Annotated in this window: 22 protein-coding genes and 3 pseudogenes; 6 read left to right on the plus strand and 19 right to left on the minus strand. The window is 62.2% G+C overall.

The genetic code is table 11. The features are described from left to right. Nucleotides 1-96: 96 nt before the first annotated feature. Nucleotides 97-648: pseudogene (locus RM96_RS29290) on the minus strand (tyrosine-type recombinase/integrase); the annotation flags it as partial. 291 nt (nt 649-939) lie between these two features. On the opposite strand from RM96_RS29290, the gene mdh reads away from it, so the two are divergent. Together mdh and RM96_RS40620 are read left to right on the plus strand one after the other, a co-directional pair. Then, complete coding sequence (gene mdh / locus RM96_RS29295; protein WP_039015244.1) at nt 940-2,112, plus strand: iron-dependent methanol dehydrogenase; 1,173 nt, start codon at nt 940-942, stop codon at nt 2,110-2,112. Between the two features lie 57 nt (nt 2,113-2,169). Then, nucleotides 2,170-2,493 (plus strand): annotated as a pseudogene (locus tag RM96_RS40620) (LysR substrate-binding domain-containing protein); the annotation flags it as partial. A 57-nt stretch (nt 2,494-2,550) separates the two neighbouring features. On the opposite strand, the gene oiaK reads toward RM96_RS40620, so the two are convergent. The 7 genes from oiaK to RM96_RS40995 all read right to left on the minus strand — a co-directional run bounded on the left by oiaK (nt 2,551) and on the right by RM96_RS40995 (nt 9,598). Continuing rightward, nucleotides 2,551-3,945 (minus strand): 3-oxo-isoapionate kinase OiaK, encoded by a 1,395-nt coding sequence (gene oiaK / locus RM96_RS29300; RefSeq protein WP_039015245.1) that lies wholly within the window; start codon nt 3,943-3,945, stop codon nt 2,551-2,553. Next, nucleotides 3,942-5,186: a ribulose-bisphosphate carboxylase large subunit family protein gene (locus tag RM96_RS29305; RefSeq protein ID WP_039015246.1), complete on the minus strand. Its 1,245-nt coding sequence runs from the start codon at nt 5,184-5,186 to the stop codon at nt 3,942-3,944. Before RM96_RS29305 ends, oiaK begins: the two co-directional genes overlap by 4 nt. Before the next feature lie 71 nt (nt 5,187-5,257). After that, nucleotides 5,258-6,088, minus strand: a complete 831-nt coding sequence (gene apnO / locus RM96_RS29310; RefSeq protein WP_013959592.1) for a D-apionate oxidoisomerase — start codon at nt 6,086-6,088, stop codon at nt 5,258-5,260. A 48-nt stretch (nt 6,089-6,136) separates the two neighbouring features. Next, nucleotides 6,137-7,408, minus strand: coding sequence for an MFS transporter (locus tag RM96_RS29315; protein WP_082016775.1), 1,272 nt, complete (start codon nt 7,406-7,408; stop codon nt 6,137-6,139). A gap of 372 nt (nt 7,409-7,780) precedes the next feature. Next, the gene (locus RM96_RS29320) at nt 7,781-8,509 is read right to left on the minus strand and encodes a transcriptional regulator NanR (protein ID WP_039015248.1); all 729 of its coding nucleotides are present in this window, start codon (nt 8,507-8,509) and stop codon (nt 7,781-7,783) included. Between the two features lie 215 nt (nt 8,510-8,724). After that, the gene (locus RM96_RS29325) at nt 8,725-9,132 is read right to left on the minus strand and encodes a DoxX family protein (protein WP_039015249.1); all 408 of its coding nucleotides are present in this window, start codon (nt 9,130-9,132) and stop codon (nt 8,725-8,727) included. Nucleotides 9,133-9,310: 178 nt separating this feature from the next. Then, nucleotides 9,311-9,598: a zinc ribbon domain-containing protein gene (locus RM96_RS40995; RefSeq protein ID WP_443112285.1), complete on the minus strand. Its 288-nt coding sequence runs from the start codon at nt 9,596-9,598 to the stop codon at nt 9,311-9,313. Between RM96_RS40995 and RM96_RS29330 the strand changes: the two genes are divergently transcribed. Further along, a complete protein-coding gene (locus tag RM96_RS29330; protein WP_238587466.1) occupies nt 9,533-9,691 on the plus strand; it encodes an IS4 family transposase in 159 nt (52 codons plus the stop codon). The two genes, RM96_RS40995 and RM96_RS29330, sit on opposite strands and share 66 nt — an antisense overlap. A 49-nt stretch (nt 9,692-9,740) precedes the next feature. Here the strand turns inward: RM96_RS29330 and RM96_RS29335 are convergent, their stop codons facing one another. From RM96_RS29335 to RM96_RS29345, 3 genes are read right to left on the minus strand one after another with little or no spacing between them, the layout of a single operon-like run. Then, nucleotides 9,741-10,415: an alpha/beta hydrolase gene (locus RM96_RS29335; RefSeq protein WP_039015251.1), complete on the minus strand. Its 675-nt coding sequence runs from the start codon at nt 10,413-10,415 to the stop codon at nt 9,741-9,743. A gap of 3 nt (nt 10,416-10,418) precedes the next feature. Further along, on the minus strand, nt 10,419-11,228 hold the full coding sequence (locus RM96_RS29340; RefSeq protein WP_039015252.1) for a DODA-type extradiol aromatic ring-opening family dioxygenase: 810 nt from the start codon (nt 11,226-11,228) through the stop codon (nt 10,419-10,421). Next, nucleotides 11,225-11,878: an NADPH-dependent F420 reductase gene (locus tag RM96_RS29345; protein ID WP_039015253.1), complete on the minus strand. Its 654-nt coding sequence runs from the start codon at nt 11,876-11,878 to the stop codon at nt 11,225-11,227. Before RM96_RS29345 ends, RM96_RS29340 begins: the two co-directional genes overlap by 4 nt. Nucleotides 11,879-11,981: 103 nt before the next feature. Here RM96_RS29345 and RM96_RS29350 point away from each other — a divergent pair, with 103 nt between their 5' ends. Both RM96_RS29350 and RM96_RS29355 read left to right on the plus strand, forming a co-directional pair. After that, nucleotides 11,982-12,884, plus strand: a complete 903-nt coding sequence (locus RM96_RS29350; RefSeq protein WP_039015254.1) for a LysR family transcriptional regulator — start codon at nt 11,982-11,984, stop codon at nt 12,882-12,884. Nucleotides 12,885-13,106: 222 nt separating this feature from the next. Then, nucleotides 13,107-13,697, plus strand: coding sequence for a PAS domain S-box protein (locus RM96_RS29355; RefSeq protein WP_193752549.1), 591 nt, complete (start codon nt 13,107-13,109; stop codon nt 13,695-13,697). A 327-nt stretch (nt 13,698-14,024) separates the two neighbouring features. On the opposite strand, the gene RM96_RS29360 is transcribed toward RM96_RS29355, so the two are convergent. The 6 genes from RM96_RS29360 to RM96_RS29385 form a co-directional block, all read right to left on the minus strand. Next, nucleotides 14,025-14,216 (minus strand): YgaP family membrane protein, encoded by a 192-nt coding sequence (locus RM96_RS29360; protein WP_039015255.1) that lies wholly within the window; start codon nt 14,214-14,216, stop codon nt 14,025-14,027. A gap of 170 nt (nt 14,217-14,386) precedes the next feature. Beyond that, the gene (locus tag RM96_RS29365; protein WP_039015256.1) at nt 14,387-15,205 is read right to left on the minus strand and encodes a c-type cytochrome; all 819 of its coding nucleotides are present in this window, start codon (nt 15,203-15,205) and stop codon (nt 14,387-14,389) included. 54 nt (nt 15,206-15,259) lie between these two features. Continuing rightward, the gene (locus tag RM96_RS29370; RefSeq protein ID WP_338011440.1) at nt 15,260-15,736 is read right to left on the minus strand and encodes a sulfite exporter TauE/SafE family protein; all 477 of its coding nucleotides are present in this window, start codon (nt 15,734-15,736) and stop codon (nt 15,260-15,262) included. A 33-nt stretch (nt 15,737-15,769) separates the two neighbouring features. Then, nucleotides 15,770-16,201: a DUF6691 family protein gene (locus RM96_RS29375; protein ID WP_039015257.1), complete on the minus strand. Its 432-nt coding sequence runs from the start codon at nt 16,199-16,201 to the stop codon at nt 15,770-15,772. A gap of 1 nt (nt 16,202) precedes the next feature. Then, the gene (locus tag RM96_RS29380) at nt 16,203-16,637 is read right to left on the minus strand and encodes a YeeE/YedE family protein (protein ID WP_039015258.1); all 435 of its coding nucleotides are present in this window, start codon (nt 16,635-16,637) and stop codon (nt 16,203-16,205) included. After that, a complete protein-coding gene (locus RM96_RS29385) occupies nt 16,631-16,969 on the minus strand; it encodes an ArsR/SmtB family transcription factor (protein WP_039015259.1) in 339 nt (112 codons plus the stop codon). Before RM96_RS29385 ends, RM96_RS29380 begins: the two co-directional genes overlap by 7 nt. Nucleotides 16,970-17,053: 84 nt before the next feature. Here RM96_RS29385 and RM96_RS29390 point away from each other — a divergent pair. Next, a pseudogene (locus tag RM96_RS29390) lies at nt 17,054-17,918 on the plus strand (MBL fold metallo-hydrolase). Nucleotides 17,919-18,194: 276 nt separating this feature from the next. Here RM96_RS29390 and RM96_RS29395 read toward each other — a convergent pair. Both RM96_RS29395 and RM96_RS40625 read right to left on the minus strand, forming a co-directional pair. Next, nucleotides 18,195-18,374, minus strand: coding sequence for a transposase (locus tag RM96_RS29395; protein WP_039015260.1), 180 nt, complete (start codon nt 18,372-18,374; stop codon nt 18,195-18,197). A gap of 251 nt (nt 18,375-18,625) precedes the next feature. Next, nucleotides 18,626-18,799, minus strand: a complete 174-nt coding sequence (locus RM96_RS40625) for a LysR family transcriptional regulator (RefSeq protein WP_082016764.1) — start codon at nt 18,797-18,799, stop codon at nt 18,626-18,628. Nucleotides 18,800-18,828 lie beyond the last annotated feature (29 nt).

Consider the following 18,828-nt stretch of genomic DNA (forward strand, 5'->3'; position numbering starts at 1 on the left):
ACGACCCGCACGCACATGCGCACGGGTCGTTAAGTCTCGACCTTCTCGTTACACCGTTCGGTTCCTGAGAAAGGACCTTAACTGAACGGCATTACAGCCACTGTCGAGCATTTTGCCCTGGGCATGCGCGACACGCCACCAGACGCGCAGTCGTTCGAGCAGCACTGGCGAGAGCATGGCGTAGCGGTCCTTGCGGCCCTTGCCCTGTTCGATACGCAGGGTCATGCGTTCACTGTTGATGTTGGTCACCTTCAACGCTACCACTTCGCTAGCGCGCAGGCCGGCGCCGCAGGCCACCGCGAGCGCGGTCTGGTGCTTCAGGTTCCCGGCGGCAGCCAGCACGCGAGCGACTTCGTCGGGGCTGAGTACCACCGGCAGAATGCGTGGCACGCGCACCGGACGCATCTTGGTCATGCGTTGGGCGTCGCCGAGGGTCACTTCAAAGAAGAACTTCAATCCGGTGATCGCGGCATTGAGCGAAGCCGGAGAGATGCCGTGATCGACCAGATGGAGTTGATAGCGCCGCAGGTCTTCGGTACTGGCCGTGTCGGGAGAGCGGCCGAGAAAGACCGTGAACTGGCGCACGGCGCGGATGTAGTGGGTCTGGGTCTTGTCCGCAAGCTTGCGCATCCGCATGTCTTCGATCATGCGCTGGCGTAGCGGACGGTTGAGTCACTTTGCAGCTTGGCCGGAGGGTTACTGTGCGAGCGGTTTGGTCCATCGACCCCTCGGTCATTCGCACACTGCTTTGCGAACGACCGAAGTTCGGTGCCGATCCAGCCGCTCCAAAACTGAACACATCGATTCAAATTACAACGCTCCACGAGGTGTATCTGATGGACAGCGTCTGAAAAAGACGTCGCCAGACACGGGTACGGTTCATGCGTCAAGGCTTGCGAGGACAGGAGACCTCATATTCATTACAACCTTGGAGACGACATGACCCACCTGAACATCGCTAATCGCGTCGACAGCTTCTTCATTCCCTGCGTGACCCTCTTCGGTCCAGGCTGCGCGCGCGAGACGGGCGCTCGCGCCAAATCACTCGGGGCCAGGAAGGCTCTCATCGTCACGGATGCCGGCTTGCACAAGATGGGGCTCTCCGAGGTCGTCGCGGGGCACATTCGCGAAGCCGGGCTCCAGGCCGTCATCTTTCCGGGTGCTGAGCCCAATCCCACCGACGTGAACGTTCACGACGGCGTAAGGTTGTTCGAGCGGGAAGAATGCGACTTCATCGTTTCGCTCGGCGGCGGCTCATCGCACGACTGTGCGAAAGGCATCGGCCTCGTTACCGCCGGAGGCGGACATATCCGCGACTACGAAGGCATCGACAAATCAACGGTGCCAATGACGCCGCTGATTTCGATCAACACGACCGCTGGCACTGCTGCGGAAATGACACGCTTTTGCATCATCACTAATTCGAGCAATCACGTGAAGATGGCAATCGTCGACTGGCGTTGCACGCCGTTGATCGCCATCGACGATCCGAGCCTGATGGTCGCGATGCCGCCCGCCTTGACGGCGGCGACCGGCATGGACGCGTTGACTCACGCCATCGAGGCATACGTTTCCACTGCCGCCACGCCGATTACCGATGCCTGTGCGGAAAAGGCGATCGCGCTGATCTCAGAATGGCTGCCCAAAGCTGTCGCGAACGGGGACTCGATGGAGGCACGTGCCGCCATGTGCTACGCCCAATACCTTGCTGGTATGGCCTTCAACAACGCATCGCTCGGTTACGTGCACGCGATGGCTCATCAACTCGGCGGCTTCTACAATTTGCCCCACGGTGTGTGCAACGCGATCCTGCTGCCGCATGTGTCGGAATTCAACCTCATTGCCGCGCCGGAGCGCTACGCGAGAATCGCCGAACTGCTAGGCGAGAACATTGGGGGCTTGAGCACGCATGACGCCGCCAAAGCTGCCGTCTCGGCGATCCGGACCCTTTCCGCCTCGATTGGCATTCCGGCGGGTCTGGCGGGTCTGGGCGTCAAGACGGAAGACCATGAAGTGATGGCAAGCAATGCGCAAAAGGATGCTTGCATGCTGACGAATCCGCGCAAGGCCACGCTGGCGCAAGTCATGGCAATCTTCGCTGCGGCGATGTAATGCGTATACCCCCTGCTGCGAAGGCAGGCGGGGCCAAAAGTGCGTCGGGAAGCCTTGATGCGCTGGGCTTCTGCCGTGGTTGTGCGCGCACATGCAGCCATCGTCTTTTGCCTGCCCGGTTCTGGACGCCAGCATCCCTGGCACCTGATGGACGCGCACCGCATGACGGAAATCGCGCCGCGCGAGCGCCTGCAGGTCAATGACGGGGAGGGCATGGTCGCCGCCGCAGTGCTCGGCTTGGGCATTTGCCAGGTCCCGGACAAGATGGTCGATGAAGAACTGGCAGGTGGCACGCTGGTTAAGCTGCTGCCCGGACACCGACCGCCGGCCATGCCCATCAGCATCGTGATGCCCTCCGTGCGCCTGCAGCCGCCGCGCGTGCGGGCCCTGCGGATGCACTGGGGCAGCTGGAAAGACGATAGCGCGATGCGGCCGCCGTCAGCCGTTGAATGCGCCGCCGGCCAATGCCTTCCCAAAGAACGACTCGTCGCCGATCTGTCCGCCCTTGAGGATGATCTCCAGGCCATCCCGCTGCGGCAGGCGCGAATACGCGCGGCACAGCGGGGCGCCGGGTGCCGTGGCAGCGTCGGCCGCCAGCGCCGAGATGCCGAGCATGCTGGCCACCTCCCCGGAACTGTCACCGCCCGCCACCACCACCCGCCGCAGTCCGGTGCGGTCGAGCAGGCGCCTCATGACTTCCGCCAACGCGGTGCCAACCTCGCGCGCGGCATCGGCCCGGGTCAGGCCGGCATCGCGCGCGAGCGTCTCGAAGCCGAGGACGGCGGGGTCGTCAGGTCCCGCAGCGCTGTAGACAAGGGGGCTGATGCCGCGGCGGATGCTGTCGCACGCCAGCCCGACCACGCGCTCGATCTCGGCTTGCGCGGTGCCGGCGTGCAGGATCTGCCAGAGGTCCAGGCGTTCGGTGGTAAAGCCATTGCGCGCCGCCCACGCAATCTGTGCGGCCGTCACGGGGGAGCAGCTACCGCTTACCACCGCAATCACCGATGCGGGCGCGGCGGGGGGCAGGCCCGTCTGCTGCGGAATCCAGCCGCGCTCTCGCCAGTAAGCCGTGAGCGCATATTGCAGGCCGGACGACGAGGCCGTGAACACGCCGCTGCCTTTGCCTTCCCAAACCAGTTGGCCGGCTGCGAGCAGGGTCGCGTCGTCCAGCACGTCGATCAGCACGACCGGCGCCTCCTTATTGTTGTCAGCGGCGTGGGCAGCGACGTGCCCGGCTCCCATTCCCGCTTGCAGCCGCACCATGTCGACCAGCGTGACGGGGCGCGTCGTCTGCTGGCGCAGGTGCACGCGTAGGTCGGCCTCGGCCATCGGCGTCACCGGGTGACGCGACATGGTCGGATGGCGATCGAGCCGATAGCCTTCACCGCCGATGGCGGCAAACAGATTGCCGAACAACTGGTAGCGTTTCAACCGCGGCGCGCCAACCACCATCGGTACCCATCGACCGCCGACTGTCTGCACGCCCAGGTCGATGGCCTTTCCGATCGAACCGATGGCCGGCGAGGAGTCGAAGGTCGAGCAGATCTTGTACTGCAGGACAGGCGCACCAAGCTGCTTCAGGCTGGCGAATGCCTTCGGCAATTCAGTTTCCATCCACTCGGGGCTACGGCCGCGGGCGGAGCCCGCAAGGCCGACGCAGCGTGCCTCAGGGAAGCGCTTGAGCAGTTCAGCGGTGGGCGGCTCCAGGCATAGCACGGTGGGAATGCCGGCTGCCGCCATGACTTCCATGGCATCGGTGGAGCCGGTGAAGTCGTCCCCATAGTAGGTCAGTAGCAGGCCCGCAGGCAGGCCAGCGGTCGAGGACGCGCTCATCGCCAGAACTCCATAGCCTGGCGCAACGCGCTGCTGGTGGCCGCATGCCGCGCCAGGGGAATCTGGTTGACCGCCGCGACCCACGCTTCGCGCAAGGCTTCCACCCCTGCCGAAACGCCGGCCGGATGGCCGAAGATGCCGCCGCCCGCGGTGTGGATCAGGTCTGTCGTCCCCAAGGCCCGATAGGTGTCCTCGGCCTGCAGGCCGGTCTGTCCCGAGCTGAACACTGGCATGGCCGGCATGGCGGCCTCGGGCATGACTGGCGCGAGCACCGCTTTTGCCGCGGCAATGACGCTTTCGTCCGCTTCGCTGAATTTGTTGCGCAAGCCGTTCACGTGAAGATGATCGGCGCCGGCAAGCCGCCAGATCTTCTGCCAGGGACCATAGTCCCAGCCGAGGGCGGGACTGCGCGACAGGTACCCCCAACCCGCGCGGTGGGCATGGATGGGCAGTTGACTGTGCCGGCGCAACTCCTGCAGCCCGACGATGCCGACCGAGTTGAGGCAGACCATGACACAAGTCCCGCCCTGTGCCAGCACATGGTCGTGCCGGCGCTTCATCTGGTCCAGGTCACCAGTCAGGTTGAAGGCGACCATCGCCTTGCGGCCGCTGCGCTGCGCTGCCTCGTTGACCACGCGCATCACCGCTGTCACCCGCTCGTCGAAGGGGCAGAAGCTGCCGTCGGCCTGCAGTTCGTCGTCCTTGATGAAGTCGATGGCACCGGCCACCAGTTCCCGGACTTGCTGCGCCGTCTGCTCGACGGAGAGCCCGACACTCGGCTTGATGATGGTGCCGATCAGCGGACCGGTTGTGACACCGGCCAGCTTCCGTGTGCCGTCGATGCCGAAAGCCGGTCCCTGGTACGCGCGGGCAAATGAAGCCGGCAGTTGCAGGTCCGTGATGCGCAGCCCGCTGACCTGCCGGAGTTCGAAGAGATTGCCCGCGATGGTGGACATCAGGTTCGGCAGCGACGGGCCGAGATTCTCGAGCGGCCACGAGATCTGCAGCGCGCAGCGGTGATAGACATCGGATGGCATTCCGCCAGGCAAGCTCGGCTTGTCGACGGTCTCCAGCACTTCGAGGCGCTCGACGCGCGCTCCCGAGCGCTGCTTGAGTTCGGGCGTCTCATTCGGCAATGCGATAAAGGTGCCGCTCGACTGCTCGCCGGCGATGACGTCGGCCGCGCGCCGGGGGTCGTCGCCGGTTTCCAGCCAGTAGCTGGCGTAGATTCGTTCGCTCACTCATTGCTCCTGCTCTGGGTTCCTGCTGCCGGTCGGCCCGGCAGCATGGCTCGCCTCGGTTGGCTGTGGGGTCAGGTGATGCGGCGGATGCTCTCGGCAATCTCTTCGCGGTCGAAGACCTTGATCCAGTCGTCGCGCATCAGCCGCGGCTTGCCGAACTCGATGGCCTTGTTGCAGGCATCGGAGAAGGCGCCTGGAATTTCGTTGAAGATCACCGCGCCGAGGATGTTCATGTGACCGAGCAGGAAGTCGCGCGCCGCCTCCTTCGGCACGCCGCGGCGAACGGTTTCGTCCATCGCTTCGCGCATCACTTGGAGCAGGGTGGCGCAGATCGTCTCCGACAGGCCCGGCTCCAGCAGGGCCATCTGGTCGACGGTCAGGCGATAGGAACGGAGAATCGGGGCATAGATCACCTTCGCCACGGCTTCGCCCAGGTCGAATGCTTCCTCGGGGCCCTGCATCAGCGCGCTGGTGATCGACTGCTTCGCGGCGCCGCCGCCGAAGTAATCTCGACGCGCCTCGGGGTCGGTCTCGTCGTTGAAGATCAACGGGTGGCAGGGGTGGGCGACAAAGTAGGTCAGATCCGGCCGGTCGGGCAAATGACCCGCGAACGGTGCGGCAGCATCGAGGGTCATGACCATGGTGCCGGGCCTCAGCTGCGGCGCAATCTGGGCAGCGATCTTGCCGATGATGGTATCGGGCACGGCCAGGATCACCACATCGACATTGTCCAGGGCGGCTTCGGTGCTCACGCATTCGAGGCCGAGTTCGTCCTTCAGGCGCTTCTTGCCGACCTCGCTCACCTCAACGTGGCTGACGCGATAGTCCGACTTGAGCAGGTTTTTGGCCAGGCGCACACCCATCTTGCCGCCGGCGCCAAACAGGGCGATTTTCTCTTTCATGCTGGTTCTCCAGTTGGGCAGGCATCGCGATACCAATGCGCTGCGAATTCATTTCAGGTTGGTCTTTGGTTCCAGCACGCCGTTTCGCTCTGGCGCGGGCTGCTTCTCCCGGGCGGAGATGGCAAAGACGAGCACCGCGGAAAGCAGCATGAAGCCGCCGACGATGAACATGGGCACCTGGTAGGAGCCCGTCGCGTCCTTGACCGCGCCGGTCACAAACGGGGCGGCGAATCCCGCAAAGTTGCCGATGGTGTTGATGAGCGCAATACCCGCTGCGGCGCCGGCGCCGGAAAGGAAGCGCGCCGGGATCGACCAGAAGTTGGGCAGGGCGGAGAAAATGGCGCAGGCCGTCACGGTGATCACAGCCACGGTCGCGGCGGGCGATTGCATGTACAGCGCCACGGGGATGCTGACGGCGCCGATCAGCGCGGGCACGCCCACATGCCACGGCCGCACGCCGCGCCGGGTCGCATCGCGGCTCCACAGGAACAGTGCGAGCGCCGCGGGCAAATACGGGATGGCGGTGATCCAGCCCTTCTGGAAGACGTCGAACTTGGTGCCGTATTGCGCTTCGAAGCCGCCGATGATGGTGGGCAGGAAGAACGCGAGGGCATAGAGGCCGTAGATCAGGCCGAAATAGGTCAGCGCCAGAACCCAGACGCGGCTGTCGCGCAACGCCTGGCCAGCCATGCGGCCATGCGAGTGGGGCTTGATCTTCTCTTCTTTGTCCAGTTCAGCGCTGAGCCAGTCGCGCTCCGCCTTGGTCAGCCATTTGGCGTGTGCAGGCTTCTCGGCCAGGTAGAACCACGCGACCACCCCAATTACGATGGCCGGCACCGCCACGCCAAAAAACATGATGCGCCAGCCGGCCAGCCCGAACAGGCCGTGCGCCTCGATCAGCAGCGCGGCAACTGGCGCGCCGATGACGGTGGTGAGGGGCTGCGCCAGATAGAACAGCGCCAGCACGTGGCAGCGATGGCGGGCCGGCACCCACATGCTCAGAAAGAGGATGGCGCCCGGAAAGAACCCGGCTTCGGCAACGCCCAGCAGGAAACGCAGCAGGTACAGGCCTTCGATGCTGCTGACCCAGGTGAACAGGATGGCGACGATGCCCCAGGTCACCATGATGCGAGCCAGCCAGCGGCGGGCGCCGTATTTGTGAAGCGCGAGGTTGCTGGGAATCTCCAGCAGGATGTAACCGACGAAGAACACGCCGGCAGCAAAACCGAACTGCGCGGCGCTCAGGCCCAGGTCCTTCGTCATGCCGTTGGGGCCGGCAAAGGATATGGCGGTCCGGTCCAGGAAGTTGATGAAGAACATCAACGCAATGAACGGTACGAGCCGGAGCGATACCTTGCGGATCGCGGACCGCTCGATGGCGGTGGTTCCAGTGTTTTCCACGTTGTCTCCTGTAGGGGTCGCACGCCAGCCCGGTTGGCGGACGGCGTTTTGACGCAGTCTTCCGCTGCTGTCTTGGTGTAATGGTATGATGAGTACACCATCACGCCAAGCTGCATTTTGTCGGGGTTTACGCGAGCGCCCAAAATGGGCGCAGAAAAGCGCTTAGAGGAGTCAGCGGAATGCCGGGGCTAGAACTGGCGTGAACTAGCGGGAGGGAATGCGGGGGCCGGCTTCAACATGCCGGCCGGGCCAGGCAAACGCTGCCCAAGGAGATCGGAGATAAAGCGGCGGCTACGAGATATCCGCTGTGGAGCCGTTCAGGGTCCGGTAGAGCGCGTTGGCTCGCGTGAGGTGCTCGCGCATGGCGCGCGAAGCCGCATCGCCATCATGGGCGGCCACTGCGTCGATGACACGTTGGTGTTCCAAGAGCGTCAACGCCTCGGCGCCGGGTGCACGCACGATGCCCCGGTAGTACTCGCGCGCCCACTCGAACAAGGCCTGGACGATGGCGGGAAAAATGGGATTTCCACTGATGCGTGCCAGTTCACAGTGGAAGGCCATGTCGCGCGTCAGGAAAAGCGCCGAGTCGTCCTTGGCCTGGCGCTGTTCTTCCAGGCGGGCTTGCAGGCGTTGGATGTCGTCAGGCGTCGCATTGGCGGCGGCGAGTTGCGCCATCCCGCATTCCAGGAACACACGCGCGCCCTTCAGGTGTTCCAGCGAGTCCGGGTCAGAGCGCAGCAGATGCTGCGCACCGGCGCCGATCTGCTGAATCAGGCGTTGCGGGGTCGGAATCACGACCCGCGCACGCTCGCCATGCGCGATTTCAATGATCCCGGCGCGTTCCAGCGCCTGGAGCGCCTCGCGGATGGCTGGTCGACCTACACCGTAGTACTCCATGAGATCGCGCTCGGCTGGCAACTGTTCGCCAGGGGCGATCTCGCCGTTGCGGATGCGCTCGGTGAGCCTGTCCAGCACGTCCTCAAATAGGCGGCGCCGTTGAATGGGTTCGCTTGTTGGCATGGTCCGTCTGATCTTGATGTCATCAGACCATATGATGGCATGAACTGTCGGATGGCAAGCCGGCATCGCCTTTGACGAACCGGGTCGTCCAAATAAAGTGATCGGGACAGTCGTTGCTCGCAGGTGCATGGCTCGCCAGGCTGGGACAGGGTTTGTTGCTGTTCTTTTGGCCGCAGGCCTGCGCGATTGCCAAAGAGACCCGTTTTACGCCAAGGTTAGTTGCGCTTGGATGGCTTGAGCGCACATGCACCCTCGCCAATCAAGGCCACGGCCAACGCGGACAGTGCGAGAAACACCGGATACTCCCAACCGCAGTTGGTGTTGGTGAAGCTCCAGCCGTTGCCGAAGTGGACCGTTGATGCGACGAACAACTGGACTGCCGCGATCGCTCCTATCCAGCGCGCATACACTCCAAGCACGAGCAAAACGCCCGCGAGGATTTCGAAGGCAATCACGGGATAAGCCAGGAAGCCGGGAAACCCCACGGACTGGAAAAATCCAGCGGTGCCGGCCGGCGTGAACACCAGCAGCTTTGTCAGGCCGTGGGCAAGAAACATGGCGCCCAGTGCGATGCGCAGTAGAAGGGCGGCATAGGGCGCGGTGCGATTTTGACATCCTCCCACGGCCTGAAGGCCGGGGATTCCTACGGCGCTAAAGGCGCGGCATTAAGCCGCCCCTTAGTCGCTTCGGTGGGTTCCTGCTGCTGGCGGCATGACTGCACCGCTCACTTCACAGGCGAACCGGGCGTGTCCCGCCCTTAGAACATTGATCGCGCCGACCATATCGGCGTTCTCCTCGAAACTACATTCCGCGCACTCGAACCGGGCTTGCGTCTGCCGGTTGTCCGCTGACACGTAGCCGCAGCCGCGGACAGGTGCGACTCGTGTTCTGCGGCGATACAGCGATGAGCCAGCCCCCATTCCACGCCAGCTTGTAGCCCAGTTGGCGCCGGAATTCGAACCAGCCCTGATCGAGGATGGACTTGTTCAGGCCGGACTTGGCCCGAACGTTCTGCCGGACACGGTGCCGTCGCTGCATCAGGCGATACGATGGATTGCCACCCTGGGCGGCTACCTGAATCGCCGTCATGATCCACCACCCGGCGCCACGGTCATCTGGCGAGGCTTCCTCGTCTTGCACGAAATCACCGAGATGTTCCGAATCTTTAATTCAGGCCCATAACTTGTGGGTAAAGCTCAGCCCTGAAGGACGGGGCTTGCCGCGCACCGGGTCAGTCAAGGTGTAGCGTCTGGTTCAGCCACCGGACAAAGTCCGTGACTTCCTCGGCGATGATTTCGTGGCCCATGTCGTAGATGTGCGTTTGATGAGGGACTGCCAGTTGCTCCAGCAGCGCATTGGCCTGGTCGGCCCAATATTGCGGCAACTTGTCGTCGTGCCGACCGTGGGCAATAAACGCGGAAAGCGAGGCCAGAGCGTGCGCAGGCGCGATATCCTTTTCCAGTTCCGGCAGAATCCGGCCACTGAGCAGCCCGAATCCTTCAACTTTCTGAGGCGCGCTCAGGCCCACGCTGGCGCTGAGGATGCCCCCTTGACTGAAGCCGGCGATGACCGTGGGCAGCGCTGGCAGTGCGTCGAGAAAACTCAGTAGCAGGCGACGGCTCGAATCGGCCTCTTGAGCGTCGATGCGAGGGCCATCGCTTGTGAAATGGACTTGGAACCAGGCATAGCCTTGTGGCCCGACCTGCCGGGGCGCTCGCAGGAGCAAGACCTCCAGATTCGAAGGCAGATAGCGGCCAAGCGCGGCGAGGTTCGATTCATTGCCACCGACGCCATGGAGCAGCAGAAGCCGAGCGCGGGGCTTGCCTGTCAGGCTGCGTTTGCGAAAGAGCAGCCCGGATTGCGATTCGACCTCAAGGTCGGAAAAAGTGATGTCTTGATTCGTCATGTGTTACCTCGGTGTGCTGTCGATGTCCGGCGAACTGAAAACATAGCTGTCCATGGCAAGTACGCCGTGTGCGATGCCGCCCTCCAGTACACGCATCGCGTATGGCTCGCCGGCGGCTCCCAATGCGAAGAACAGCGGGAGGAAATGCTCATCGGTGGGATGGGCGCGCACCGCTTCGGGCGCCTGTTTTCGATAGTCCATCAGCGCGGCAATGTCTGCGTGACGTAGCGTGTCGGCGGTCCATTTGGCAAATTCCTCCGCGTAGGGGGCAACGGCACCGGAGGAGCTGCGGAACTCGTAGAGGTTGTGGGTCAGGCTGCCGGATCCAATGATCATCACGCCGTGGTCGCGCAGCGGCCGCAGCGCTTGTCCCAGGCGCCAGGCTCCCGATGGATCGAGTGGCATCGGCAGGGAGACCTGTACGACCGGTACGCTGGCGGTGGGAAGCAGATGCAGCAGTGGTACCCAGGCACCATGGTCAAGACCGCGATGGTCATCCATCATGGCGGGCCAGCCGCTGTCGCTGAGCAATTCACGAATGTGTTCGGCGAGCTCCGGCTTTCCTGGGGCCGGATAGCTCAGACGGTATAGCGCTTCCGAAAACCCGCCGAAGTCATGGATAGTTTCCGGCGCCTTGCTACCGGTGACCCGCACCCCGCCACGCGTCATCCAGTGAGGCGAGACAACGATAACCGCGCTGGGGGAGGGCAGTTCTCGTCCGAGCGCGGCCAGCTTCGCGCCGGCCAGGCCCGGTTCGATGGCGAACGTTGGCGCGCCGTGGGAAATGAACAGGACAGGGTACGGATGGCTCATTGCCTTGCCTCGGTGGTGAGTGACTTATGGATCCAGGCAGGCGCGATCGACGTGCCAAGTCTGGCGCCATAGCCGAGGTAAATATTCAGACCGGCAAGCGGTTCCAGGTAACGTGCGTTCACGAGCCCGCCTGCATCAACGGTGTCGAACCCCATGCTCTGCGCCAGTGCAATGGCGGTTTGCTTGGCGCGCGGACTATCGCTGGCAACGAATACGCTGCCTCGTTGGTCGTTTGCAAAGAGGGCGCCGTCGGCCAGCACTTGGGCGAAGAGCGTGTTGAAGGCCTTGACCAACGGCACGCCCGGGACAGCCTTGGCAATCTCTTCTGCGGCGCTGGTGTTGTGACCGATCGTCAGGCCCATGTAGTCCGCCGTTAGCGGATTGGTAATATCGATCACTACCTTGCCGGCGAGGTCACCCACCGCGCGCAGCGCGTCAAAGGCGTCGGCATACGCAGTCGCCAAAATCACCACGTTGCTGTCGCCGACAGCTTGATCGGCGGGCAACGCTTGAACATTGGAAAACTGGTTGGCCAGCGCTTGCGCCTTGGCAAGGTCACGGCCCGTGACGCGAACCTTATGCCCGGCTTTGTCGAGCTGAGCCGCAAATGCGGCACCCATGTTGCCTGTGCCGATAACCGTGATGTGCATGTTGCCTCCAGCGGAGCAGTGGGAAGATGGGTCCAGTTTATAGGTTCATTTTTTGGGATAAAGATGCTTAAATGCGATATATAGTTCCGATTAGTGGGATGATATGGATCGAGCACTCGAGATGCTGGTCTTCTGCACGGTCGTGGAAAAAGGCAGCTTCATCGCTGCCGTGGAACCGCTGGAGATGTCCAAGGCAGCGGTGTCGCGCTACGTCAATGCGCTGGAATCGCGGCTTGGCGTGCGGTTGTTGCACCGGACCACGCGACGCCTGTCCTTGACCGAGGAAGGGCGCGATTTCTACCAGCAGGCGCGAGAAATCCTGGCGTTGATGGAAGTCGCGGAGAACGCGGCGGCGTCTGGATCGGACGAACCGGTGGGTGTGTTGCGTGTCAATGCGCCACTTAGTTTTGGGGTTCAGCATCTCGCGCCGTTATGGGCCGCCTTCATGGCCGCCTACCCGAAGATAGAGTTGGATATCAGCCTGAACGACCGGGTGGTCGATCTTGTCGAGGAGGGCTTCGACGTCGCGGTGCGCATCGCGCGCATGGAAAGCTCATCGCTGATCGGGCGACGCCTGGCCAGCACGCGAATGCGGCTGTGCGCCGCACCGGCATACCTGTCGCGCCACGCGCCATTGCTCACCCCGGACGACTTGGTTGCGCATCACGTCATTGCTTACAGCAACTTCGCCTCGCGTAACGAATGGAGTTTCACGGGGCCAAATGGGGAAGTGAGCACGGTTCAGACGCGCGCAACGGTGCGCTGCAACAACGGCGATACGTGCAGGGCGATTGGGCTCAGCGGGGGTGGCATCCTGCTGCAGCCAAGCTTCATGCTTTATGAAGATTTGCGACGAGGGGATCTGGAGGAAATCCTGCCGCAGTATCGTTCCGTCGAACTGGGCATCTACGCGGTGTATCCTTCGCGCAAGCATCTGGCACCAAAGGTTCGAGCGCTGATCAATTTTCTTGCCGAGCGCTTCGAAGGCGTCAACTGGGATGATTGAGCGTCGAGATGGCGGCCGGCGCAGCCCTATAGCGCGCCATTCGAATTGGCACGTCATCAGCATGTCTACTTTGGCGGATGCTAGGACGGCATAGTCGGCGGGCGTCCGTCGCCGGGATGTATCCGGCGCTTGAAGGGCATGGTCCGGAGCGGTGAAGCCATTCCTGTGGCAAGATCGCCATAATTGTTGCGATAGAGACTTTGCGTCCCGTGGTTGGTAGACATGATCGAGCGATTGGCGGAAGACGCTGTCCTCACGCTGGTGGACAGCTTGCCGGATACGGCCTTCCTGGTTGACAAGGCCGGGAAGATCAAGTACGTCAATGCCATGTGCACTGGCGCGTTGGGCTATTCGCAATCCGAGATCATCGGACGGTCAATGATCGAGCTTGTGGTGCCGCGTGACCGCGACAAGACCCTCAAGGAAGCCAGGGAAGTGATGGCCGGGCACAGGCGGACGGGGTTTGAGAACCGGTATCAGCACCGCGATGGCAGCGACATCCATCTCTCTTGGTCGGCGCGCTGGCTGGAATTGCATCAATTGCGGCTTGGTATTGCGCACGACGTCACGGCTCTGCGGCAACCGGCGTGCGACCACCTCATTCCGGCTGCATTGCTGGAAGCGCTCGAGCCACACGAACAGAAGGTCCTGTTGTTGCTGCTGACGGCGGCGTCTGAAAACCAGATCGCCGGACGCCTGGGCCTGACCGCGTCCACCACGCAAGCCCATATCACCAGCATCTTCCGCAAGCTGGGCGTGCGCGGGCGCATGGGGCTGATGAGCCTGTGCCTGCGCAGCCTTGAGAGGAAATGAGGAGTCACGCGCCGTCTTATCAAGCTGCTGCAGGAAACCTACAAGTCACTGACACGGCATAGCTCCATGAAAAGCGAGAGCGCGTGTTGCCCCCGATACGCTCGCGCTTACGCATCGATACGAAAGGGCAGGTGTCGGCTATGGCACGGGCAGTTCAGTTCTCGTCGACCGAGAATTCGTACTCGACTTCCTCGGTAGCGGTTGTTCGCCATGGCTCTGAGTCGTGCTCCCGCGGCCTATGGCTTGTCCGAAATCGTTGGCGAACATTGACGCGAGCAGCCCCTCGGCTGCTCAACTGGCTGACATCGAATTACTTTGCACCGGACTTCACTTCGATGTCGAACAGGTTTTCACGCCCAGAATGCTGTAGGCGGGACAGACGCGCACGATTCCGGTAAGAAGCGGCAGCACGCCAATCCAGCCCCAGATGCCAATGCGTCCGGTTGCGGCCAGACCAATCAGAACCAACCCGATAACAATCCGGAGGATTCTGTCGATGGTTCCAACATTTACTTGCATTGCGGGCTCCTTGCCAATAATAAGACGGTGTGGATGAAAAGCCGAATGGATCTGCTGCGCAGTACATTCAGCTTTTGAAGCGAGCGCTACTGAAATAGTCTCGCCTCTTGCTGGACGCCGGATCTTGATATAGCGCAATCTCGTGCGGAACGACGGCGCCCCGACTGAAGTTAGCGTGCATCCTTCGGGCGGTCCCCCTTGGGCCAGTCTTTCACTCGTGCGGCGTAATCTGGCCTCGGCTGCTGCGTGAAGTAAGCGGCGACGTCAACCGCATCCTGGGCTGAAAGCGTCCCACCCTGCCCAAGTGGCATGTTGTGCTTCACGAAGGCGGCCGCCGTGTACAGGCGGGCCATGCCAGCGCCCACATTGAACGAGTCGTTACCCCAGACCGGAGGAAAGACATAGCCGCCTTGCGGATTCTTGGTACCCTGGCCTTCGGCACCGTGGCAGGATGCGCATTGCGTGGTGTAGATGGCTTTGCCATGGGCTGGGTCGGGCTTCAGGGATGTGTCCATTTTTTCAAAACCTCGACCAGTCACATTGGTGCCGGTCGGGACACCCGTGGACAGCCACTTCATATAGGCCATGATGGCATTCATTTCCGCCGAGTCGAACGCCAGCGGCTTGCCATTCATCGAACGCTGAAAGCAATCGTTCACGCGCTCCTGGAGCGAAATGATCTTGCCGCTGCGGGATCGGTATTCCGGAAAGGCGCCGGCAAGGCCTACCCACGGGGATGCATAAGCGGTTGTGCCGGCGTTCAGGTGGCAGCTCGTGCAGTTCAAGCCGTTGCCGACATTGTTTGGAAGTTGCTTGTGCGTATCCGTCAGCAATGCCTTGCCACGCTTGATGGCGTCCCCCATCGGTCCCTTGGGAATCGAGGCCTCGTCAGGTACGGGCATCGGCACGCTTGGCGACTGAGCGAGCGCTGGCGCACTGGCCGCGGCCAGCAGGGTTATGGCCAGCGCATGCAATTTGATCTTGTTCACGACTTTCTCCTCGGAATAGGCGGTATTGACTATTTGTACTTTGGTTGTTCGCATCTAGGCGGCCAGTGCGACGTTCACTGCCATGCCGATGGCGATCAGTCCGGACACCAGCGCAACGCCCTGTTGCAGCCTGTGGCCGCTTAACCGGCTGGCAATGCGCCAAGCGGCCAGCATGGCAATCATGGTGCCTGCGGCAAACGGCACGCCGACCTGCCAGTTCATACGCACGGCAATGGCGGTCGAGATGACGCCGGATGCGGACACCAGCGAAATGACCGCAAGGGATGTCGCCACAATGGCGTGCAGCGGGGCGTTGGTAGCCTTCTTGAGCGCCGGGACAATGACGAAGCCTCCGCCGACGCCAAGCAGCCCGGAAAGAATGCCGGCGCCTACACCCGACAGTGTGAGGGCGCGGGTCCAGGAGGCGGTCCAGACAAATCGGCCAGTACGGCTATCCAGTTGGCAAGGCGGCAATGGCTGGCTGGGTCCCGTCGGGAGTTGCGGCTTGCTCCCGTTCGGCTGCCTGAACATCCGCAGCGCCATATCGCTGCCAGTGCTGGCGCCTTACGCCCGTTGCATGCGCGATTTGCCCCGCTCCGCGACTTCGAACACGACCATGCCCGCCACCATGGCCGCCACAAAGCCAATGGCCTTCGGATAGCCCGCACCTAGGGCCACTAGCGCGGGACCAGGGCAGAAGCCCGCCAGCCCCCAGCCGACGCCGAAGGCGGCGCTGCCCAGTACCAGCCGAAGCGTTACGGTTGTGCTGGCCGGCAGTTGCATGGGCAGCCCCAGGAAGGAGCGCTTGCGGTGTTTGGCGATGAGAAAGGCGAGGGAGCCAATGGCAATGGCACCAACCATCACAAAAGCGAGGGACGGATCCCAGGTTCCTGCAAGGTCAAGAAAGCCCAGTACCTTGGCCGGGTTGGCCATGCCGGAGACCATCAGGCCAATGCCGAATAGCAGGCCTGCGAGGAGTGCAGTCATGGCGGTCATATCAGCCTCCAAGCAGGTGACGTTGCACAAAAACAGTAAGGAATCCGGCCACCATGAAGGTCAGGGTGGCGACCAGCGAGCGGAGGGAGCCGCGCGAGATGCCGCACACGCCATGGCCGCTGGTGCAGCCGCTGGCGTAGCGGGTGCCAACGCCTACCAGGAAGCCGCCGACCAGGATTTCGCCCCAGCTTGCCTCGATATCGGCAAGGGCCGGCTTGCCGAGCAGGCTCGCAATGACAGGGGCGCCAACCAGGCCAGCGACGAAAGCCAGGCGCCAGGCCGTGTCCGTTCGAGGCAGGCTGAGCAGGCCGCCGAAGATGCCGCTGATGCCGGCAATGCGGCCGTTGAACAGCACCAGCACGGCGGCTGCCACGCCGATGATGAGTCCGCCGACCAGCGACAGGCCGGGCGTGAAGCTTGCGAGGTCAATTAGCATGTCGCCTCCTGATCGGGGTTGGCGCAGAACTGTTCATAAAGGACCGTCATGACAGCAAGCGCCTGGGGGCTCGCCACCGAATAGAAGATGTTCTTGCCGTCACGACGCGTCGCCACCAGGCTGTTCTCGCGCAGTACGCCGAGCTGTTGAGACAGCGTCGGCTGCCGGATGCCCAGCTGCGCCTCCAGCTCACCGACAGACAGCTCACCTTGGGACAGGCGGCACATCAGCAGCAGGCGGTCCGGATTGGCAAGCACCTTGAGCAGGGCGCAGGCGTTCGTCGCAGCGGCTTGCATGGTGATGAGGTCAATGTTGGGACGGAGCTGGTCCATAGGCCGTATACATTTTGTGTATTGATATTATATTGAAAAATATAATGTTTGTGAATAGAATGTGTTGCATCTGAGGAGGCAAGCATGCACCCGACCATTCAACCGTTCTTCGACCCTGCGACCTGGACCGTGACCTATGTGGTCTATCAGGAGGGGCGCTCCGAGTGCGCCATCATTGACTCGGTGCTGGACTACGACCCCAAGGCGGGGCGGACATCCACGGCAAGTGCTGATAAGGTCATTGCGTTTGTGCGCGCACATGAACTACGTCTCGAGTGGATTCTCGAGACGCATGCGCACGCCGACCACCTGTCTGCCGCGCCGTACCTGAAACGCCATCTGGGTGGCCGGATAGCCATAGGCCAGAGCATTCGCCGTGTACAGGGAGTGTTCAAGAAACTCTTCAATCTGGAACCGGAGTTCCGGCTCGACGGGTCGCAGTTCGACCATCTGTTTGACGACGGAGAAACGTTTGCCGTCGGCGGCCTGACGGGCAGGGCGATTCATGTGCCAGGGCATACACCCGCCGACATGGCTTACCAGATTGGGGATGCGGTGTTTGTCGGCGATACGTTGTTCATGCCGGACGTCGGCACTGCTCGCTGCGATTTCCCGGGCGGCGACGCGCACGAGTTGTATCGCTCCATCCGCAAGCTGCTGGACTTGCCGGCCGATACCCGGCTCTACATGTGCCATGACTATCCGCCCGAGTACCGTGGCCCGACATGGGAAACGACGGTGCGCGCTCAGCGCGAAGGCAATATTCACGTGCGTGACGGCGTGAGCCAGGAACAGTTCGTTGCGATGCGCCAGGCGCGCGACGCGACACTGGGGATGCCGATGCTGATTCTGCCGTCCCCCGGTGCAGGTCAATATCCGGGCCGGCGAGCTGCCGCCGCCCGATGTGAATGGCGTGCGCTATCTAAAAATCCCGCTTAATGTCATTTGAGCCAAGTCAGTGACCGACCATATATGCGACTCGGCCGTAAAGTACCTGCGCATTTACGGGAACATCGATGACGAAGCGATGGTTGCCCTGATGGTTGCCCGTCCGCTCGACGTATGCTTCAGCGGAATCGGCGCAAAATAGTTTATAAGCCACGCTTGGAGAGCCGCGTTTCCGCCAAGGCAGGCTCATCGCCCCAGCTCCGCATTCAGGGGGACACAGGCAAAAGGCTGCGGGCCTCCATTAAACGTCGCGTTGCCCCCAAAAAAAGCAGGTTATTCAATGATTTCCGGAGAATGCCGCCGGGACCGTAAGTAGGAAGTAGAGGCCATCGCGCGAGCCATAAGCCATACGCTTGATCACCTTGATCCGGCTGTTGATGCCTTCAACCAGATTGGGCCAGCGGGAGTGGGCCAAGATGCCCGCAGGTACGGCTTGCGCCGCCAGGCGAATTGGCACAGTGGCTCGATCTCGCTGCTTAAGGCGCGCTCGTACCAGTCCTGCCAGAAGCGCTTGGCATAGCCCCGATACCGGTAGTCCATTGACTGAGTCCAGTGACAAGCGGTGCCGCCGAGCTAGCGGCAATGCCTTTGTGCCTGGCGGCAGCGCGACCCCATCACACATCCCACGGAACTGTGCGGTGGCAAACAATGTGCGTCGCGCCACTCGTAATTGTGCCTGATGCGGTGCTTATACTCTTTAATCATTAGTTAAGACGTGCGGTACAGCGATTCTGCTGCGGCTACTCGATAGAGGTGACTGTTATCAGTGGGGCCAATCCGATTCGAAATCGTGGCTTGTGTAATGTGGAGCTTGTCGGCAGCGGCGCGAAAGCTACCCAACTGCACAACAAGGATGAAGCTCCCAAGAAGGCGACTATTCATATGAAGACAGAGCTCGGTTTCATGCCGCT

Origin of the sequence: Cupriavidus sp. IDO, assembly GCF_000812465.1 — a bacterium.
Taxonomy (GTDB): domain Bacteria; phylum Pseudomonadota; class Gammaproteobacteria; order Burkholderiales; family Burkholderiaceae; genus Cupriavidus.